Here is a 19,170-nt window from a genome sequence, read left to right on the forward strand (position 1 = left end):
ATCCGAAACCGGCGCCGGCTCCGGGACCCGGCACCGCGCGGAGCGGTACCGCGCCGAGGCATCCGCAACCGGCGCCGGGTCGAGGCGCTCCGCCGTCAGGCGTGCAGGTCGATGCCCTTGGGCTCCTTGATGAGCGACACCGCCACGAGTGACACGACGGCCGCCACGGCGATGTACGCGCCGATCGTCCAGGACATGCCTGTTGCGCGCAGGAGCGCCTCGGCGATCATCGGCGCGAACGCCCCGCCGAGGATGGCGCCGAGGGCATAACCGATCGAGACGCCCGAGTAGCGCACGTTGGCGGGGAACATCTCCGCGTACAGCGCCGCCTGCGGCCCGTACGACAGCCCGAGGCCGATCGTCATGACGAACAGCGCCACGAAGTACCAGACGATGTTCGCGGTGTCGATGAGGAACCACATCGGCACGGCCCACACCGCCAGGATCAGGTAGCCGATCTGGAACGTACGCACCCGCCCGAGCCGGTCGGAGAGGCGCCCGCCCCACAGCGTGAACGCGAGCCACCCGAACGATGCGAGCGTCGTGGCCAGGAGCACCGTCGGGCGGTCCATGCCCAGGGATGTCACGGCATAGGTCGCGAAGAAGGCGATCAGCAGGTATCCGGCGGCGTTGTTCGCGATGAACACGAGAGCGGTCAGGACGACCTGACGCCAGTTCTTGCGGAACAGCTGGCCGAGCGGGGCCGAGGACTCCTTGCGGCGCTTGAGCAGGTCGGCGAAGACCGGGCTCTCCTCGACGGCACGGCGGATGAGGTAGCCGACGGCGATCAGCACGATCGAGAACAGGAACGGGATGCGCCAGCCCCACTCGAGGAAGGCCTCGGCCGACATGCTGGAGGTGAGGATCCACAGCGTCGCGGTGGCGAGGATCATGCCCACCGGCACGCCGATCTGCGGGTACGCGCCGAAGTAGCCGCGCCGGTTCTTCGGGGCGTGCTCGACGGACATCAGCGCCGCACCGCCCCACTCGCCGCCCGCGGAGAAGCCCTGCAGGATGCGCAGCAGGATCAGCAGGATCGGGGCGCCGATCCCGATCTGCGCGTAGGTGGGCAGCACGCCGATGAGTGCGGTGGAGGCGCCCATCAGGATGAGGGTGAGCACGAGCATGCGCTTGCGCCCGAGCCGGTCGCCGAGGTGCCCGGCGATGATGGCGCCCAGCGGGCGGAAGAGGAACGAGATGCCGATCGTCGCGAAGGACAGCACCTGTGCGAGGCCGGGATTCGACTCCGCCAGTGGCGCGAGGAAGAGGGGTGCGAGCACCAGACCGGCGGCCTGCGCATAGATGAAGAAGTCGTACCACTCGATCGAGGTGCCGACAAGAGTGCCTGCGAGGACCTTCCGCTCCTCCCGCGTGACCGCCTTCGGGCGGTCGGGGGCCGTGTGGTCGCGCTCGTGCGTGGGAGACGCCATGGATGAACTCCATCGTTCGGGGGGAACGGTCAGGGCAGATTCCTGACCGATCGGTAAGTATAGCGCGCACGGCGAGCGCGCGGCATCCCCCTCCGGATGCGGCGCCAGTCGTCGTCAGTCGCTGTCGACGAGAAGGTTCGTGATCCGCGCCGTCGCCACCCGTCGCCCCTGTTCGTCCTCGATGCGCACCTCGTAGGTGGCGGCACGGCGACCGCGGTGCAGCGGAGTCGCCGTCGCGATGATGGTCCCCTCGCGCGCGCCCCGGTGGTGGGTGATGTTGAGGTCGACGCCCACGCACACCCGTCCGAGCGTGCTGGCGTGGATCATGGCCGCCCACGAGCCGGTGGCCTCCGCCAGTGCGGCGCTCGCCCCGCCGTGCAGGCGCCCGAGCGACTGGGTGTTGCCGGCGACCGGCATGCTCGCGACCACCCGCTCCGGCGATTGCTCGGAGATCTCGATGCCCAGTTTCACGTCGAGATCACCTGGTTCGATGCGCCACAGCGGTTCGCTCATCCGCCCATCATGACGGATGCCGACGCCCGCCTTGCCATCCCCGGCGGCCTTTGACATGATTACTGAACGATCGGTCTGAAAAGGCGGATCCCCAGCGATGTCGCGGAGAGGACGAGGATGACCGACGCTTTCCTCGTCGGCGGCGTACGTACGCCGGTCGGCCGCTACGGCGGCGCCCTGGCGGGCGTCCGGCCCGACGATCTGGCCGCGCTCGTGGTGCGCGAGACCGTGACGCGCACCGGCATCCCCGGCGAGGCCGTCGAGGACATCTACTTCGGCGCTGCCAACCAGGCCGGTGAAGACAACCGCAACGTCGCTCGCATGGCTGCGCTCCTGGCGGGGCTGCCCGACACCGTCCCCGGCATCACGGTGAACCGCCTGTGCGCCTCGGGTATGTCGGCCATCTCGATGGCGGCCCAGGCGATCCGAGCCGGCGATGCCGACCTCTTCATCGCCGGCGGCGTCGAGTCGATGACGCGGGCCCCGTGGGTGCAGGCCAAGCCCGAGCGCCCCTGGGCGAAACCGGGCGACGCCTACGACACCTCGATCGGCTGGCGCTTCCCCAACCCGCAGCTGCTCGCGCGCGACAAGGCCACCTTCTCGATGCCCGAGACCGCCGAGGAGGTCGCCCGCCTGGACGGCGTCACGCGGGAAGACGCGGATGCGTTCGCCCTCCGCAGCCACGAGCGCGCGCTCGCCGCGATCGAGGCGGGCCGCTTCGCGCCGGAGATCGTCGCCGTGCCCACGCGCCGCGGCGACGTCGACACCGACGAGGGCCCCCGCCGCGACACCTCCCTCGAGGTGCTCGCGGGCCTGCGACCGGTCGTCCCGGGAGGAAGCGTCGTGACCGCGGGCAACTCCAGTTCGCTCAACGACGGCGCCTCGGCGATCCTCGTCGCCAGCGCCGCGGCGGTGGAGCGATACGGCCTCACGCCCCGCGCGCGGATCATCGCATCGGCATCCGCGGCGCTGGCCCCCGAGATCATGGGCCTCGGCCCCGTGCCGGCCACCGAGAAGGCGCTCGCGAAGGCGGGCCTCACCGTCGCCGACCTCGACGCCGTCGAACTCAACGAGGCCTTCGCCAGCCAGTCGCTCGCCTCGATGCGCCGCCTCGGACTCGATCCCGACATCGTCAACCCCGACGGCGGTGCGATCGCGCTCGGCCACCCCCTCGGCTCCAGCGGATGCCGCATCGTCGTGACGCTTCTCGGACGCCTCGAGCGCGAGGGTGGCCGGCGGGGCCTGGCGACCATGTGCGTCGGGGTGGGCCAGGGAACGGCCCTGATCGTGGAGCGCGTGGATGGCTGATCCCCTCCGCATCGATCGATACGACGACCGCGTCGTCGCGACCCTGGACCGCCCCGCCGTGCGGAACGCGATCGATCAGGCCACGATCGACGCCCTCCACGCGCTGTGCGCGGAGCTCGAGGAGACCCCCCGCACCCTCATCCTCACCGGTGCCGGCGGAGTGTTCGCCTCGGGTGCCGATATCGCGCAGCTGCGGGAGCGCCGCGCCGCCGACGCACGCGCCGGCATCAACACGCACGCCTTCCGCCGCGTGCGCGAGCTGCCGATGCCCGTGATCGCCGCGATCGACGGGTACGCCCTCGGCGGCGGCGCCGAGCTCGCCTACGCCGCCGACATCCGCATCGCCACCTCGTCGATCCAGATCGGCAATCCGGAGACCGGGCTCGGCATTCTGGCCGCCGCCGGCGCGACGTGGCGTCTGCCCCAGATCGTGGGCGAGGCCCGAGCGGCCGAACTGCTGCTGACCGGCCGCATCCTCGGCGCCGAGGAGGCCCTGGAATGGGGACTTGTCAGCGCCGTGCACCCGGCCGACGAGCTGCTCGCTGCCGCCGGGGCGATCGCCGATCGCATCGCCGCCAACGACCCGCTCGCGACCCGCTCCACCAAGCGAGCACTGCTCGCTCCGCCCGATGCGCATCCCCGGATCGAGCTCGAGCTGCAGGCCGAGCTGTTCGAGAGCCCCGAGAAGGTCCGCCGGATGACGGCGTTCCTGGAGCGGAGGAAGAAGAAGTGACCTCTACCACCCCTCTCTCCGTGGGCGTCCTCGGCGGCGGGCGCATGGGCGCGGGGATCGCGCACGCGTTCCTGCTCGCCGGATCCCGCGTGGCGATCGTCGAGCGCGACGGCGCCGCGGCGGATGCCGCGATCGAACGCGTGCGCGAGAGCCTCCGCCGTTCGGTCGAGCGCGGGGCGACCGAACGCCCCCTCGACTCCCTCGACGCATCACTGTCGGCCGGTACCGACATCGCCGTGTTCGCCGAGGCGGGCCTGGCCGTGGAGGCGGTGCCCGAGGATCGCGGGCTCAAGGTCGATGCGCTTCGCCGCGCCGAGGCCGCGCTTCCCGCGGGCGCGGTGCTCGCCTCCAACACCTCGTCGATCTCGATCGACGACCTCGCCGCCTCCCTCGAGCGTCCGGAACGATTCCTCGGGCTGCACTTCTTCAACCCCGTCCCGGCGTCGGCGCTGGTCGAGGTCGTGATCGGGTCGGCCACCGACCCGGCGGTCCAGGCGGATGCGGCGGCGTGGGTCGACGCCCTGGGGAAACGCGCCGTGGTGGTCCGCGACTCGCCCGGCTTCGCCTCGAGCCGCCTCGGCGTCGCGCTCGCCCTCGAGGCGATCCGGATGCTCGAGGAGGGCGTCGCATCGGCGGCCGACATCGACGCGGCGATGGAGCTGGGCTACCGGCATCCCGTGGGCCCGCTCCGCACCACCGATCTCGTCGGGCTCGACGTTCGCCTCGGAATCGCCGAGGAGCTCTCCGCCACGCTCGGCGAACGATTCTCCCCGCCCCGGATGCTCCGCGACCTCGTGGCCGAGGGGCATCTCGGCCGCAAGAGCGGCCGCGGCTTCTACGAATGGAATGAGCAATGACCTCTCTTCTTCCCAGCTACCTGCAGGGCTCGTGGTGGACGCCGACGGACGACACCGACGCCGCCCTGGTGCGTGACGCCTCGACGGGTGAACCCGTCACGCTGGTCAGCACGCGCGGCATCGACCTCGCCGGTGCTCTGGACTACGCGCGCACGGCGGGTCAGCGGAGCCTCGGTGCGCTGACCTTCCACCAGCGTGCGGTGCTGCTGAAGCAGTTCGCGGTGGCTCTCGCCGCGCACAAGGAGGAGCTATACGAGCTCTCCAAGCGCAGCGGCTCGACCGTGCGCGACTCGCTCAGCGATGTCGACGGAGGGATCGGCGTGCTCTTCACGTACTCGTCGAAGGGGCGACGTGAGCTGCCCAACTCGCAGGTCTTCCTCGACGGACCCGTCGAGCCGCTGTCGAAGGACGGATCCTTCCTCGGCCGCCACGTCTACACGCGCCTCCCCGGCGTCGCGGTGCAGATCAACGCCTTCAACTTCCCGATGTGGGGGGCACTGGAGAAGTTCGCCCCCGCCTTCCTCGCGGGCGTGCCCTCGATCGTGAAGCCCGCCACACCCACGGCCTACATCGCCGAGGCGTGGGTGCGCATCCTCGTGGATTCGGGCCTCCTGCCGGACGGCTCGCTGCAGCTGGTCAGCGGCAGCGTGCCGGGCCTGTTCGACGAACTGCGCCTGGGCGATCTCGTCGGCTTCACCGGAAGCGCCTCCACCGCCGACCGCCTCCGCCGCCACGACAGCGTGCAGTCCGGCGCCGTGCGCTTCACGAGCGAGACCGACTCCATCAACGCCTCGATTCTCGGTCCCGACGCGACCGCGGGCACGGCGGAGTTCGATGCGTACGTCAAGCAGCTCCTCGTGGAGCTCACCACCAAGGCCGGGCAGAAGTGCACCGCCATCCGCCGCGCGATCGTGCCGGCGGCATCCGTCGACGACGTGGTGTCGGCCTTGCAAGCCAAGCTCGACGAGCGCGTCGTCGTCGGCGACCCGCACGCCGAGGGCGTGACGATGGGCCCCGTGGTCTCGCGCGAGCAGCGCGACGAAGTGCTGCGGCAGGTCGAGCGCCTTCTCGACGCGGGCGGGCAGCTGCGCATCGGCTCGACGGATGCTCCGGCGGTCGTCCGCGCGGACGGTACCGTCGGTGCGGCGCCCGAGGGTGCGTTCCTCGCCCCTCTGGTGATCGGCTTCGCCGACTCCTCCGCTCCCGCCGTCCACGAGATCGAGGCGTTCGGCCCGGTCGCCAGCATCCTGGCGTACGACTCCGTCGCCGAGGCCGCCGACCTGGTGGCGCGTGGCGGCGGATCGCTCGTCACGAGCGTCGCGACCAACGACCCCGGCGTCGCCGTCGATCTGATGTCGCGCATCGGCGCGTACAACGGACGCGTCCTCTTCCTCAACCGCGACAACGCGCGAACCTCGACCGGGCACGGCTCACCCGTGCCGCACCTCGTGCACGGCGGGCCGGGTCGTGCGGGCGGCAGTGAGGAGCTCGGCGGCATCCGTGCCGTGCTGCACCACATGCAGCGCACGGCCGTACAGGGGTCGCCGGAGTTCCTCACCGCGCTCACCGGCGTGTGGCACGAGGGCGCTCCGGCCGCGGCCGAGGGACGTCACCCGTTCCGCAAGTCGCTCGAAGAGCTGCACGTCGGCGACCAGATCGCCTCGGCGTCGAGAACTGTCACGCTCGAGGACATCGAGACGTTCGCGCACTTCACCGGCGACACCTTCTACGCCCACATGGACGAGGAGTCCGCCGCGGCCAACCCGTTCTTCCCGGGCCGGGTGGCCCACGGCTACCTTCTCGTCTCGTGGGCGGCCGGGCTCTTCGTCGACCCCGAGCCGGGTCCGGTCCTCGCGAACTACGGCCTCGAGAACCTCCGGTTCGTCACACCCGTCTCGCCCGGCGATGAGATCCGCGTCACCCTCACCGCGAAGCAGATCACCCCGCGCGAGACGGACGAGTACGGCGAGGTGCGCTGGGACGCGGTCATCCGCAACCAGCGCGACGAACTGGTCGCCTCGTACGATGTGCTCACGCTCGTGGCCAAGGATGCCGCGACCGAGACGCGCGAGGAGGTGGCGACGCGATGACCGACACCACTGTCCGGCCCATGATGCAGAAGGACCGCGCCTCCGCCGCGCTGGGCCTGTCGGTCCAGCGTGACGAGCCCGGGCACGCCGTCGTGTCGATGGTCGTCCGCGAGGACATGACGAACGGGTTCGAGATCACGCACGGCGGCTTCGTGTTCGCCCTCGCCGATACGGCGTTCGCCATCGCCTGCAATGAGGACGAGCGCGTCACCGTCGCGGCGGGGGCGGACATCACGTTCCTGAAATCGACGCGGGCCGGCCAGACGCTCACCGCCACGGCCGCCCGCCGCACTGTGAGCGGCCGCAGTGGCATCTACGACGTCACCGTGACCGACGAGAGCGGCGACGTCGTCGCCGAGTTCCGCGGTCGATCCTTCACCACGAACCGCCCCGCCTGATTCCCCACTCCCAGGGAGCCCCCATGTCGAAGACGACGACCGCGACCCGACCGGCCGACGAGGCCAGCCCCGACGCGCTCACCCGCGATGAACTCCAGCGCCTCCAGCTGGAGCGTCTGCAATGGACCGTGCGCCACGCGTACGACAACGTCGAACTGTACCGGCGCAAGTTCGATGAGGCCGCCGTGGCACCCGGCGACATCCACACGCTCGCCGACATCCAGCGGCTGCCGTTCACGACGAAGGCCGACCTGCGCGAGACCTATCCGTTCGGCATGTTCGCGGTGCCGATGGCGGATGTCCGCCGCATCCACGCGTCGTCGGGGACGACGGGGCGGCCCACCGTCGTCGGATACACCGACGGCGACCTCGACCGCTGGGCCACGCTCATCGCGCGCTCGCTGTCGGCAGCGGGCGTCCGTGCGGGGTGGAAGGTGCACAACGCGTACGGATACGGCCTGTTCACCGGCGGCCTCGGCGCGCACGGCGGAATCGAGCGGCTCGGGGCGACGGTCATCCCGATGTCGGGCGGGCAGACAGCACGGCAGGTGCAGCTCATCCGCGATTTCGAACCCGACGCCATCATGTGCACGCCGAGCTACCTGCTGACCATCGCCGATGCGATGGAGGAGGCCGGCATCGACCCGACGTCGACGTCGCTCAAGGTGGGAATCCTCGGCGCCGAGCCGTGGACGAACGAGATGCGCGCCGAGATCCAGCGGCGCCTCCACATCGACGCCGTCGACATCTACGGGCTCAGCGAGGTCATGGGTCCGGGGGTGGCGAGCGAGAGCGTCCTGACGAAGGATGGGCCGCACATCTGGGAGGACCACTTCTTCCCCGAGACGATCGACGGAGAGACCGGTGCGCAGCTCCCCGACGGCGAGCTCGGCGAGCTCGTCTTCACGTCGCTGACGAAGGAGGCCTTCCCCGTCATCCGCTACCGCACGCGCGACCTCACCCGCCTCCTCCCCGGGACGGCGTATCCCGCGATGCGCCGGATGGAGAAGATCACCGGCCGCAACGACGACATGATCATCCTCCGCGGCGTGAACCTCTTCCCCACCCAGATCGAGGAGCTCGTGATGGGGATCGAGACGCTCACGCCCCACTTCATCCTCGAGCTGCGCAGGGAGGGTCGCATGGACAGCATGGCGGTGCGCATCGAGCGCTCGCCCCACCTCGACCGCGAGACATGCGAGGCCGCGGTGGCGGTGCTGCAGGAGCGCATCAAGGTGCACATCGGCACGTCGGTGGACGTCGTCGTGGAGGAGCCGAACACGCTCCCGCGCAGCGAAGGCAAGTACAAGCGCGTCTACGACTACCGCTGATCCCGTCCGTCACTGGTCGGCGCCCCAGAGCACGGTCCGACCCATCGCGCCATCTCCGACGAGCGAGCGGATGCGGCGGGCGCGACGCGCGGGACTCGCCAGGAGGGGAGGACATTTGGCGAGCGGAGGGCCGAATGCGGTGCATCGGACCTCCGCCCGCGAAATGCCCTCCCCTCGCGACCGGATGACTCGGGTGCCGACCGTAACGACATCCGCTGACGTCGTGGTTGTGCACTCCGCTGCGCGCAGCTAGACTTACTGAACGATCGGTCTGTAAAGGAGTCGAGGATGACCACAGCGTCCGTACTGACCGCCGACGAGGCGGACGAACAGGCGAGGTTCGACGATCTCATCGCCGCAGACTCCCGGGTCGAGCCCCGCGACTGGATGCCCGAGGCCTACCGCAAGACGCTCATCCGGCAGATCTCCCAGCACGCGCACTCCGAGATCATCGGGATGCAGCCGGAGGGCAACTGGATCACGCGCGCGCCGAGCCTCAAGCGCAAGGCGATCCTGCTCGCGAAGGTGCAGGACGAGGCCGGTCATGGGCTGTACCTCTACTCCGCCGCGCAGACCCTCGGCATCACGCGCGACGAGATGACCGAGCAGCTCATCGAGGGTCGGGCGAAATACTCGTCGATCTTCAACTACCCCACCCCGACCTGGGCCGACATGGGGGCCATCGGATGGCTCGTCGACGGCGCCGCGATCTGCAACCAGGTGCCGCTGTGCCGAGCCTCGTATGGCCCCTACGGCCGTGCGATGGTGCGCATCTGCAAGGAGGAGTCCTTCCACCAGCGGCAGGGCTTCGAGATCCTCCTCACCCTGATGCAGGGCACCGACGCACAGCGCGAGATGGCCCAGGACGCGGTCAACCGCTGGTACTGGCCGAGCCTGATGATGTTCGGACCCCCCGACGACGAGTCGCCGAACTCGGCGCAGTCGATGGCATGGAAGATCAAGCGCTTCTCCAACGACGAGCTGCGTCAGCGCTTTCTCGGGATGCTCGTGCCGCAGGCCGAGGCGCTCGGCGTGATCCTTCCCGACCCCGAGCTGCGCTGGGACGACGAGGCGCAGCGCTGGCACACGAGCGAGATCGACTGGACCGAGTTCTCCGAGGTGCTCGCCGGGCGCGGACCCATGAACGCGGTGCGCTTGCAGAACCGCCGCGACGCTCATGAGGACGGCGCGTGGGTCCGCGACGCTGCCGCCGAGTACGCCCGCAAGCAGGCCGAGCGCGCCAACCGGACGCTGAGCGAGCGCAGCGAGACGAAGCGGCAGGTGGCCTGATGCCGACCCCCGGTGCCTCCCCGACCGAGCAGTGGCCGCTGTGGGAGGTGTTCGTCCGCGCGAAGCGGGGTCTGTCGCACGTGCATGTCGGCTCCCTCCACGCCCCCGATGCCGAGCTCGCACTGCGCAACGCCCGCGACCTCTACACGCGCCGCAATGAGGGCGTGTCGCTGTGGGTCGTCCCCGCCGACGCGATCACGACGAGCGACCCCGACTCCAAGGGCGCGTTCTTCGAGAGCCCGGCCGGCAAGAACTACCGCCACGCGGTGTACTACACCGCGTCCGAGGGGGTGCCGCACCTGTGACCGCCCCCGATCTGGACGACCTGCACGGCGACGTCACGGTCGACGAGCTGCAGCTCTCCACCGAGCTGATGGGCGAGGGCGGTCGCGCCGCATCCGCAGAGCTCGCCGAGTACGCGCTGTGGCTCGGCGATGACGCCCTCATCCTCTCTCAGCAGCTGGGCGGATGGGTCGCCCGGGCGCCCGAGCTGGAGGAGGACGTCGCCCTGGCGAACATCGCCCTCGATCTGCTCGGTCACGCTCGATCGCTGCTGCGCTACGCCGGCACCTTCGACGGGCGGAGCGAGGACGACCTCGCCTACTTCCGCGATGAGCCGCAGTTTCGAAGCGCATGGATCTTCGAGCAGCCCAATGGCGATTTCGCGCACACGATCGCCCGCCAGCTCGTCGCTTCGGTATACCTGTTCGAGCTGTACACGGCGCTGTCGGACTCGACGGACACGACCCTCGCCGCCATCGCCGCCAAGTCGGTGAAAGAGGTGGAGTACCACCGCGATCACGCTGTGCAGTGGACGCTGCGCCTGGCAGGAGGCACGGAGGAGTCGCGCCGCCGGATGGTGCGCGGCCTGCGAGATGTCTGGCCGTACGTCGACGAGCTGTTCCGCGACGAGCCGCTGATCGATCACCTCGACGGCGTCGCCGTGCGGCCGTCGAGCCTGCGGACGGGCTTCGAGGCAGTCATCGGCGCGGTCTTCGCCGAGGCCGAGCTCGAGATCCCCGCCGTCCGGCCTTCCTCCGCCGGCGGACGCAGCGGCGACCACTTCGCTCAGCTCGGGTACATCCTCGCCGAGATGCAGGTGCTCGCCCGCCAGCACCCGGGGGCGACGTGGTAGCCGCGACGCGGACACGGGCGTGGGAGGTCGCGGCGACCGTGTACGACCCCGAGGTCCCCGTCCTCACGATCGAAGACCTCGGAATCCTGCGCGACGTCGAGGAGGCGGAGGGCGGCCGCGTCGTGGTCACGATCACGCCGACGTACTCCGGATGCCCCGCCATGGACACCATCCGACAGGACCTGGAGCTCGCCTACGAGGCGGCCGGGTACGGCGACGTCGAGGTGCGTCTCGTGCTGGCGCCGGCGTGGACGACCGACTGGATGAGCGACGAGGGCAAGCGCAAGCTGTCCGAGTACGGCATCGCTCCGCCGAGCGGGCGCGCCGCCGCCGCTGGTCCGATCCGCGTGCAGCTGGGCGTGAAGTGCCCACGCTGCGGATCACTGAACACCCGCGAAGTGACCCGCTTCGGCTCCACGTCGTGCAAGGCGCTGTACGAGTGCCGCGCGTGCCTGGAGCCCTTCGACTTCTTCAAGGTGCACTGATGTCAGACACTCCCACGCGGGAGCGCGCCGAGTCCGTCGCCGATGCGCTGCTGCACAGCGCCGTCGGCGGCTCCGCCGCATCCGGCCCGCGCAAGCGCGCGCGCTTCCACGCCCTGAGCGTTGCCGAGGTGCGCCCGCTCACCGCCGACGCCATCGAGGTGACCTTCGCCGTCCCCGAGAACCTCGCCGAGGAGTACGACTTCCTGCCGGGGCAGTACGTCGCGCTCCGCACACACCTGGACGGGCACGAGGTGCGCCGCTCCTATTCGCTGTGCCGGCCGCCTGCGCGGGGGTCGGTGAGCGTCGCGATCAAGCGCAACCGCGGCGGACGGTTCTCGGAATGGGCGCAGGAGCATCTCGCCGCCGGCGACGAGATCGACGTCATGAGCCCGCAGGGGACCTTCACCTCCAGCCTGGCCGACCTCGATGGCGCCCACGTCGCGGGAATCGCGGCGGGCTCGGGGATCACGCCGCTCATGGCGCTGGCCGCCGCCGTGCTGGCGCGGTCGGAGACGTCGAGCTTCACGCTCGTGTACACCAACCGGTCGACGCTGGATGTGATGTTCCTCGAGGAGCTCGCCGACCTGAAAGACCGCTACCCGACGCGTCTCGCCCTTCACCACGTGCTCTCGCGCGAGCAGCGCGCCGCGCCCGTGCTGTCCGGCCGTATCGACGAGGAGCGCCTCCGCCGCATCCTCGACGACCTCGTGCTTCCCGCCACGATCGACGAATGGTTCCTCTGCGGACCGTTCGAGCTCGTGCAATTGTGCCGCGACACGCTCGAGGACATCGGGGTCGACCGTGCCCACGTGCGGTACGAGCTCTTCACGACGGGCGAGAACGAGGGCCCGCAGGCGCCGCGCCCCCCGGTGACGGTGCGCGAGGACGAGCCCGTCCACACGATCGAGTTCACTCTCGACGGGCACTCCTCGACGGTGCAGTCCCCTGTCAGTGCGCGGGAGTCGGTGCTGGATGCGGCGCTGCGGGTGCGCCCTGACGTGCCGTTCGCGTGCGCGGGCGGTGTCTGCGGCACATGCCGTGCGCGCGTCCTCACCGGATCGGTCGCCATGACAGAGAACTACGCGCTGGAGCCCGACGAGATCGAGCGCGGTTACGTGCTCACCTGTCAATCGCATCCCACCTCCGACCGGGTCACAGTCGACTACGACAACTGAGGAAGCATGATCGAGCTGCAGATCGACGACGGCGTCGCCACTGTCGTGCTGGCCGCGCCCGAGCGCGTGAACGCGCTCGGGGAGCGCGACCTCCGAGACCTCGACGCGGCGTACGGCGAGGCGGAATCGGCGGGCGTGCGCGCCCTGGTGCTGCGGGGCGAAGGGCGGGCGTTCTGCGCGGGCCGGGACATCTCCGGCGTCGACCCCGCCACGGACGATGTGAGCGGCTATCTCGACGCCCTGCTGACGCCGCTGCTGAAGCGGATGGCGGCGTTCCCCGCGCCCACGTTCGCCGCCGCCCACGGTGCGTGCCTGGGCGTCGGCCTCGGTCTGCTCATCGCGACCGACGTCGTCTACGTCGCGGACAACGCGAAGATCGGGTCGCCCTTCGCCGGGCTCGGCGCCGTGCTCGACTCCGGCGGACACGCCCTCTTCTTCGAGCGGCTCGGCGCCCATCGCACCCTCGACCTCATCTACATCGGCGACCTGATGTCGGGGGAGGAGGCGGTGCGCCTCGGTCTGTTCTCGCGGGCGCTCCCGGCCGACGAGGTGCTCCCCGCCGTCGAACGTGCGGCGCGGGCCGCGGCATCCGGCCCCACGCAGGCCTTCCTCGCGAGCAAGCGCATCGTGGCGGGGCTGCGCGACGAGCGCGCGGGACTCTGGGACGCGATGGCGGCGGAGAACGCCGCGCAGACGGCGCTCCGCGACACCGTCGACTACCGCGAGGGGTTCGCCGCCTTCCAGTCCAAGCGCCGCCCCGGGTTCACCGGCCGCTGACCCCCGTCCCGAACCGGATGCGGCGCCGCGGCTACGCCTCCGCCGCGGGGCGGATGATCGGGATCGTCCGCGTCACGGGGTGGGCCTCGGACTCCGGGTCGGGCGGGGTCAGCAGCAGAAAGCGGCCCTCGTAGGGTCCGAGCCGGAGCGGGAAGCTCTGCAGATCGTCCACGCGCCCCACCGACTCGCTCGTCTCGGCATCGGTGACGTCGCTGCGCGGGAGCAGATACTCCGAGCGCACGGTGCCGTCGATCGTCTCGGGCGAGAAGTTGAGCACGGTGATCTGGATGACCGCGTCGTCGCGGCGCCGGTCGCCCCCGTCGAGCCTGTGCACCATCACGAGCATGCTCGGGTGCGCCACCGGCGGGATGTCGACCTGGGACGCCACGGCGATGTCGTGCTCGCGCCGCACATCCAGGAGCGATCGCAGCCGCCGGGCGAACGAGTCCGGGTCGCCCAACTGCGTCGGAAGCGATCCGTAGAGCGAGCGGGCACGCGGCATCCCCGCAGCCGATCGCGTCGCATCCGGCGCGACGTCGAGGAGGTCGTGCGCGCCGCGCTCGATCCATCGGGTGTCGCCCGACGTGATGAGCGAGCGCACTTCCTCCGCCGGCAGCGTCAGCGTGCCGGTGAGGTCCCAGCCCGACAGCGCGAACACCCCCGGCTGCCACGCGTTGTACTTCGCCAGCAGCAGGTGCGCGTCACGGATGCTGGGGACGTCGCGCTCCGCGATGTCCCCGAGCGTCGGACGGCCCTGCGCCGCGGCGATGAGGGAGGCGGTCGTGCAGGCGATGCCGTTCTGCGTGAACGTGAGGTTGTAGTCGGCGTCCACCGTGAGCACCTGGGTGAGCTCGGCGCGGATGAGGCGGGCGAGGTCCATCCCGGTGATCTCTTCACGGCGGAAGGGGAAGACGTCGTCGCGGTGGGTCGTCGCCCAGTGCACGAGCTCGTAGGTGAGCTCGTCGTGGTTCTGCAGGCCGTGGACGAGCTGCACCGGCTCGACACCGAGCTCGAGCGAGGTCGTGAGAGCGAGCCGGAGGAACTCGGTGTCGCCGGTCGCGAGCGCGTGGTGGTAGGCCGGGCGCGTGACGAAGTCGTACGAGAGATCGGCGCCGACGGCACCGGTGTCGCGGATGTCCTCCATCGTCAGGTTGAGCTCCTGGAAGGTGAAGCCTCCGACCTTCCGCACCATCCCGGCGATGATGTGGTTGGCCGCCTGCGAGAGCGGATGCCCCTCCGACCACGCCGGCAGGCCCTCGGCGCTCTTCTCCACGCCGAGGAAACCGTTGGCATCCAGCCGGAGCGCGCTCGTGCCGAGGTCTCCCAGGGAGTGCAGCGCGTCGCCGATCACGAGCTTCATGCCCGAGAACGTCGGATCCAGCCAGTTGATCGAGGGCTGACCCTCCTTGAAGTAGTGCAGATACACCCACCGGCGGTCCACCCCGTCGGTACCGGTGACGGGCGCCGTCACGCTCCAGTTCGTCTCCTTCACGCCCGGCGTGTAGAAGATGACGCGCTGCAGCTCGCCGATGATGTAGCCGCGCTCGCTCAGCTCGCGCTCGCGCTCGGCGTCGAGGTTGACGGAGTCGCGTCCCTCCGGCACATCGGGGAGCAGGCTCCAGTCCTCCCGCGGGATCTCGATCATGTGGTAGATCCCGGGGTAGTCCTTGTAGGCCATCTCGGCGAGGCGGAAGTCCGCGCCCTTGCCCGTGTGTCCGGGGACGATGTCGTCGATCACGCTGCCGCCGTGCGCGTCGGCGACATCGGCGAGGCGACGGAACGCCGCCTCGTCGCCGAACTCCGGATCGATCTGGGTGCTGATGCGGTCGAAGTGCCCGTCGACGCTGGGAGTCTGCGTCCATCCGGTGATGCCGCCGGCGCGTTTGACAGGGCCGGTGTGGATGCCGGTGATGCCGATGCGCTCGAAGGCCGTCCACAGCTGCTCGTCGCCGAGGGCGTCGAGGAACGCCTCACCGGGTCGCGTGATGAACGAGATCGGGTAGGCCGTGAACCACACATCGCTCGTCTCGATCGCGCGTCGCGCGTCGGGACGGGCATAGGGGTTGCGCCACATCGACGGCTGCCCCGACAGCTGGCGGCCGAGCACGTCGGCGTCCTTCAGCATCGACTGGCGCACCAGCCACTCGACGTACGCCGGGTTCGTGCCGTTGGCACTGCGCGGATCGGTCGCGAAGCGACGCAGCGTGCCGCTGCGCAGCTGATCGCGCGGACGAAGCCGGCGCGGGCGCGCGGGGTACCGCTGCTCGTCGTAGCTGATCTCCCCTTCGCCCGGATCGTGCTCGATGGGCTCCTCCACGACGGTTCTCCCCGTTCTCGTCCGATGCGGTGTCGCCGACGATACCCGTGCGAGGGGGAGGGCGGGCGCACCTTGACCGCGCCCCCCTCATCCGCCTATGCGCGTCGCGGGGCGAGAGGTGTTCAGGGTCGGCGCTCGAGTCGCCCGCAGGAGTAGTCCGGAGCGTAGCCGTACGTCACCAGGCAGTAGTCCAGCGTGGTCGGATCGGTGATGTGCAGCTCGATGGACGCCTCGTCGCCGATCCCCGCGACGAGGTGCCCGTGCGGCGTCATCGCGGCGTGGACGGGCACGGACGCGGAACCGGCGCGGCTGAGCGCACCGACGAAGGTCGACCCGTCATCGGCCGCGGACGTCACCTCCAGACGCACGTCTCCGCCGCCGTCGGCACCGGCCCACTCGCCGACGAGGGCGATCTCGCCGTGCCCGATCGGAGCCCCGCGCTCCGACGCCGTCGCCGCCGACGTCGCACACGCGGTCAGGAGGAGCGCTGCCGCCGCAAGGCCGGCCGCACCCGCCGCGCGTTTCATGAGGTGAGCTCGCGGAGGATCGTCGCCCCCGTGGTCACCGACTGCATGCCGATGACGCTCGCGATCTCCATGATCTCCAGGATCTCGTGGGGCGTTGCTCCGTAGCCGAGGGCGTTCTCGATGTGCAGCTTCAGCCCCACGCGGTACAGATGCGTGGCCGAGGTGTCGAACGCGATGTAGATGAACTCGCGCATCTTGGGGGACAGTGTGCCCTGGCGCCACGGATGCGACGAGAAGCCGGTGTAGGCCTCGAACAGCGCAGGGTCGAGTTCCAGCAGTTCATCCCAGGTCGAGTTCCAGTACCCGCGATCGCGCGTGAAGTCGGCCTTGATGCGTTCCTGGTCGTCGTCCAGCGGCGCGGGCTCGGTACGGATGCCCTGCTCGGCGAGCACCTCGACGAGCACCGGGACCCCGACGTTCATGGCGTGGATGGCCAGCGTCGCGGTGCATTCGAGCACCTCCATCACCTCGTCGCGCGTGGCGCCGGCGGCCAGGGCCGCGGCGATGTGGCGGCGGATACCCGGCGGATGCAGATGGGTCACGGCCGCGTCGACGGCGAGGGCGACGAACGCCTGCGCCTTGGGGTCGAGGTGCCGCTGACGCCGCGCGACGCCGGCGAAGCCGGTGAAGGTCGCGAGGAATTCGGGGTCGAGCTCGAGAACGCTCTGCCACCCCTCGTCCCACGTCCCCTGCTCGCGCTCGAACGCGGCACGGATCTCCTCGTCGCGCGCGGACATCGCGCCGCTCAGGCGAGGACCGTCGCGACGCGGCCCGCGGCGCCGGGAGCCGCGGGGTAGCGCTGACGCGTGCGGCCGTCATGGCCGGGGACGATCGTGGCGCCGGTCTCGGCGGCCAGGCGATTGATGAAGCTCAGCCCCGCCTTCATCTCCTCGAGATCGGTGAACGCGAAGAAGGGCCACTCGTGCTCGATCTGCTCGTAGAAGTGCGCCGCGTCCACGGTGAGGATGAGGCCGCCGTTGTCGGTGTCGATGCGCGTGAGGAGCTCGCCGGGGCAGTGCCCGCCGATGGGATACACGTGGATCCCCGGGTACACCTCGGTCTCGGCGTCGATGAGGACCAGCCGGCCCTCCTCCTCTGCACGGTGGACGGGCGCGAGGTCGTCGACGGTCGAGAACTCGCCTTCCAGCCCGCCCGCCGCCTCCTTGCCGAACCAGTAGTCGCGCTCCCGGCGGGCGGATACGACCCGCGCGTTCGGGAACAGTCCGAGATACCCGATGTGGTCGTAGTGGTAGTGGCTGGTGATCACCATCGACACATCGGCGGGGTCGATCTCGAGGATCTCGAGGGCGTCGGGGGTCGGTGTGACGGAGATCTCCCCGAGCCAGTCCTTCTTGGGGATGTCGTAGCCGGTGTCGACCAGGATGATGCGCTCGCCGTCGCGGACCACCCAGAAGTTGTAGTCCATGTCGAGGTCGCCGTCCGGCAGACCGTACTGGGCGTAGTCGTGGAAGACGTCGTTCTTGCGCACGACGCGCTCGCCGTATTTGACCGACCAGACAGATAGGGACATGAGAACTCCTTCGTTCGCGGATCGTCGGGTGAGACTCCCTGGGCCGACTATACGATTGTCGTACAATCTCGTCAATTCTCGAGGGCCGCGGCGTTTGTTCCGCGGCGGGCCGGGAAATCGCCGGTTCCGGGGGACTTGACAAGATCGCGCCGAGGGTTGTCTTATATTGAATGATTGTCCGACAATCAGTCCGTCGCTCAATCACAGATGCTCGCAGCGACGCGAGCGTCCTCCTCCGACAGCAAGGAATGCGCAATGAAGCGAATGTTCGCGGCCGTGGCCGCGGTGGGGCTCGCCCTCACGATCAGCGCCTGCTCAGCCCCGTCCGGCGGTTCGGATGCCGCGACCTCGGGAGATGACGGCACGAAGACGATCGGCGTGGTGGCGCTGGTGGCGACCGACGCGCTGAACGCGGCAGTCATCAAGGGCGTCACCGCCGTGGCCGAGGAGAACGGCTGGGAGGTGCACGTCACCGACACCAACGGCAGCGTGGAGGCTGCCAACGCCGCCATGATCACCTACTCGACGACGCAGAAGATGGATGCCATCGCCGTCATGGCGTTCCAGACCCCCGCACTGCAGGCGGGCCTCCAATCCGCTCAGGCCGCCGACATCCCGGTCGTCAGCTGGGGCGGCGAGCTCGGCGCCGGCGTCGTCGCCACCACCAGCGCGCGACAGGTCGGGCAGGACTCCATCGATGCCCTCCTGGAGGACTTCGGCGAGGAGGGGTCGATCATGGCCCTCACCTACCACACCGGCGTGCTGTGCTTGTATCGCGGTTACGCCTTCGACGACACCGTCGCCCCGTTGACGAGCCTCGACATCACCCGCAACGAGGTGGCCATTCCCGGCCAGGTCGAAGACGGCACGCGGTACACCTCCGCGTGGTTGGCGAGCAACCCGGAGGGCAGCGGTCCGCTGGCCGTCTGGGGCGCGTGGGATGAGCCGGCCATCGGCGCCGTCGCCGCCCTCCAGCAGGCGGGACGCGACGACGTCTGGGTGTACTCCATCAACGGCGGGCCGCAGGCGCTGCAGGCAGTGAAGGACGGCACCATCCGGCAGGTCGTCTGGCAGGACGGTGAGCAGGAGGGCGAGCTGATGATGCAGGCCGCCATCGACTACCTCGCCGACCCGACGGGCTGGGACCAGCAGAGCTTCGACGTCCCCGGCGTGGTCGTGACCGCCGAGAACATCGACGAGTTCCTCGCTGAGCACCCCGACGCGCTGAACCCGTGACCCGTCCGCCTCTCGAACTGACCGCCCGGAGCCTGTC

General features: G+C 70.1%; 19 protein-coding genes. 13 read left to right on the forward strand and 6 right to left on the reverse strand.

What is annotated here, in order from left to right; translation table 11 throughout:
* Nucleotides 1–95: 95 nt before the first annotated feature.
* Together ACTU3I_RS05930 and ACTU3I_RS05935 are read right to left on the reverse strand one after the other, a co-directional pair.
* A complete protein-coding gene (locus tag ACTU3I_RS05930) occupies nt 96–1,430 on the reverse strand; it encodes an MFS transporter (RefSeq protein ID WP_442924733.1) in 1,335 nt (444 codons plus the stop codon).
* A 114-nt stretch (nt 1,431–1,544) separates the two neighbouring features.
* On the reverse strand, nt 1,545–1,943 hold the full coding sequence (locus ACTU3I_RS05935) for a PaaI family thioesterase (protein WP_442924734.1): 399 nt from the start codon (nt 1,941–1,943) through the stop codon (nt 1,545–1,547).
* Between the two features lie 117 nt (nt 1,944–2,060).
* Between ACTU3I_RS05935 and ACTU3I_RS05940 the strand changes: the two genes are divergently transcribed.
* The 12 genes from ACTU3I_RS05940 to ACTU3I_RS05995 all read left to right on the forward strand — a co-directional run bounded on the left by ACTU3I_RS05940 (nt 2,061) and on the right by ACTU3I_RS05995 (nt 13,522).
* Nucleotides 2,061–3,251, forward strand: coding sequence for a thiolase family protein (locus tag ACTU3I_RS05940; protein ID WP_442924735.1), 1,191 nt, complete (start codon nt 2,061–2,063; stop codon nt 3,249–3,251).
* Nucleotides 3,244–3,984 carry an enoyl-CoA hydratase/isomerase family protein gene (locus tag ACTU3I_RS05945; protein WP_442924736.1) on the forward strand — a complete coding sequence of 247 codons (741 nt, stop codon included), beginning with the start codon at nt 3,244–3,246 and terminating at the stop codon, nt 3,982–3,984. Before ACTU3I_RS05940 ends, ACTU3I_RS05945 begins: the two co-directional genes overlap by 8 nt.
* A gap of 44 nt (nt 3,985–4,028) precedes the next feature.
* On the forward strand, nt 4,029–4,841 hold the full coding sequence (locus ACTU3I_RS05950; protein ID WP_442925305.1) for a 3-hydroxyacyl-CoA dehydrogenase family protein: 813 nt from the start codon (nt 4,029–4,031) through the stop codon (nt 4,839–4,841).
* Nucleotides 4,838–6,931: a phenylacetic acid degradation bifunctional protein PaaZ gene (paaZ, locus tag ACTU3I_RS05955; RefSeq protein WP_442924737.1), complete on the forward strand. Its 2,094-nt coding sequence runs from the start codon at nt 4,838–4,840 to the stop codon at nt 6,929–6,931. Before ACTU3I_RS05950 ends, paaZ begins: the two co-directional genes overlap by 4 nt.
* Entirely contained in the window at nt 6,928–7,329 is a 402-nt protein-coding gene (gene paaI / locus ACTU3I_RS05960) for a hydroxyphenylacetyl-CoA thioesterase PaaI (RefSeq protein WP_442924738.1), read from the forward strand. Before paaZ ends, paaI begins: the two co-directional genes overlap by 4 nt.
* Before the next feature lie 23 nt (nt 7,330–7,352).
* Entirely contained in the window at nt 7,353–8,660 is a 1,308-nt protein-coding gene (gene paaK / locus ACTU3I_RS05965) for a phenylacetate--CoA ligase PaaK (RefSeq protein ID WP_442924739.1), read from the forward strand.
* Between the two features lie 288 nt (nt 8,661–8,948).
* Nucleotides 8,949–9,950: a 1,2-phenylacetyl-CoA epoxidase subunit PaaA gene (gene paaA / locus ACTU3I_RS05970; RefSeq protein ID WP_442924740.1), complete on the forward strand. Its 1,002-nt coding sequence runs from the start codon at nt 8,949–8,951 to the stop codon at nt 9,948–9,950.
* Nucleotides 9,950–10,255: a 1,2-phenylacetyl-CoA epoxidase subunit PaaB gene (gene paaB, locus ACTU3I_RS05975; RefSeq protein ID WP_442924741.1), complete on the forward strand. Its 306-nt coding sequence runs from the start codon at nt 9,950–9,952 to the stop codon at nt 10,253–10,255. Before paaA ends, paaB begins: the two co-directional genes overlap by 1 nt.
* Nucleotides 10,252–11,085 carry a 1,2-phenylacetyl-CoA epoxidase subunit PaaC gene (gene paaC / locus ACTU3I_RS05980; protein ID WP_442924742.1) on the forward strand — a complete coding sequence of 278 codons (834 nt, stop codon included), beginning with the start codon at nt 10,252–10,254 and terminating at the stop codon, nt 11,083–11,085. The genes paaB and paaC overlap by 4 nt, the downstream gene beginning before the upstream one ends.
* Nucleotides 11,079–11,570 carry a 1,2-phenylacetyl-CoA epoxidase subunit PaaD gene (paaD, locus tag ACTU3I_RS05985; protein WP_442924743.1) on the forward strand — a complete coding sequence of 164 codons (492 nt, stop codon included), beginning with the start codon at nt 11,079–11,081 and terminating at the stop codon, nt 11,568–11,570. The genes paaC and paaD overlap by 7 nt, the downstream gene beginning before the upstream one ends.
* Nucleotides 11,570–12,745, forward strand: a complete 1,176-nt coding sequence (gene paaE, locus ACTU3I_RS05990) for a 1,2-phenylacetyl-CoA epoxidase subunit PaaE (RefSeq protein WP_442924744.1) — start codon at nt 11,570–11,572, stop codon at nt 12,743–12,745. The genes paaD and paaE overlap by 1 nt, the downstream gene beginning before the upstream one ends.
* 6 nt (nt 12,746–12,751) lie before the next feature.
* Nucleotides 12,752–13,522 carry an enoyl-CoA hydratase/isomerase family protein gene (locus ACTU3I_RS05995; RefSeq protein WP_442924745.1) on the forward strand — a complete coding sequence of 257 codons (771 nt, stop codon included), beginning with the start codon at nt 12,752–12,754 and terminating at the stop codon, nt 13,520–13,522.
* A 31-nt stretch (nt 13,523–13,553) separates the two neighbouring features.
* Here the strand turns inward: ACTU3I_RS05995 and treS are convergent, their stop codons facing one another.
* From treS to ACTU3I_RS06015, 4 genes are all read right to left on the reverse strand, one after another.
* The gene (treS, locus tag ACTU3I_RS06000) at nt 13,554–15,839 is read right to left on the reverse strand and encodes a maltose alpha-D-glucosyltransferase (RefSeq protein ID WP_442924746.1); all 2,286 of its coding nucleotides are present in this window, start codon (nt 15,837–15,839) and stop codon (nt 13,554–13,556) included.
* Between the two features lie 122 nt (nt 15,840–15,961).
* Nucleotides 15,962–16,366 (reverse strand): hypothetical protein, encoded by a 405-nt coding sequence (locus ACTU3I_RS06005; RefSeq protein ID WP_442924747.1) that lies wholly within the window; start codon nt 16,364–16,366, stop codon nt 15,962–15,964.
* Nucleotides 16,363–17,103, reverse strand: a complete 741-nt coding sequence (locus ACTU3I_RS06010; RefSeq protein WP_442924748.1) for a carboxymuconolactone decarboxylase family protein — start codon at nt 17,101–17,103, stop codon at nt 16,363–16,365. Before ACTU3I_RS06010 ends, ACTU3I_RS06005 begins: the two co-directional genes overlap by 4 nt.
* An 8-nt stretch (nt 17,104–17,111) precedes the next feature.
* Nucleotides 17,112–17,897, reverse strand: coding sequence for an N-acyl homoserine lactonase family protein (locus ACTU3I_RS06015; RefSeq protein ID WP_442924749.1), 786 nt, complete (start codon nt 17,895–17,897; stop codon nt 17,112–17,114).
* Nucleotides 17,898–18,152: 255 nt separating this feature from the next.
* Here ACTU3I_RS06015 and ACTU3I_RS06020 point away from each other — a divergent pair, with 255 nt between their 5' ends.
* A complete protein-coding gene (locus ACTU3I_RS06020) occupies nt 18,153–19,133 on the forward strand; it encodes a sugar ABC transporter substrate-binding protein (RefSeq protein WP_442924750.1) in 981 nt (326 codons plus the stop codon).
* Nucleotides 19,134–19,170: the final 37 nt, after the last annotated feature.

Origin of the sequence: Microbacterium sp. RD1 (assembly GCF_052220165.1) — a bacterium.
In the GTDB taxonomy this organism is placed as follows: domain Bacteria; phylum Actinomycetota; class Actinomycetes; order Actinomycetales; family Microbacteriaceae; genus Microbacterium.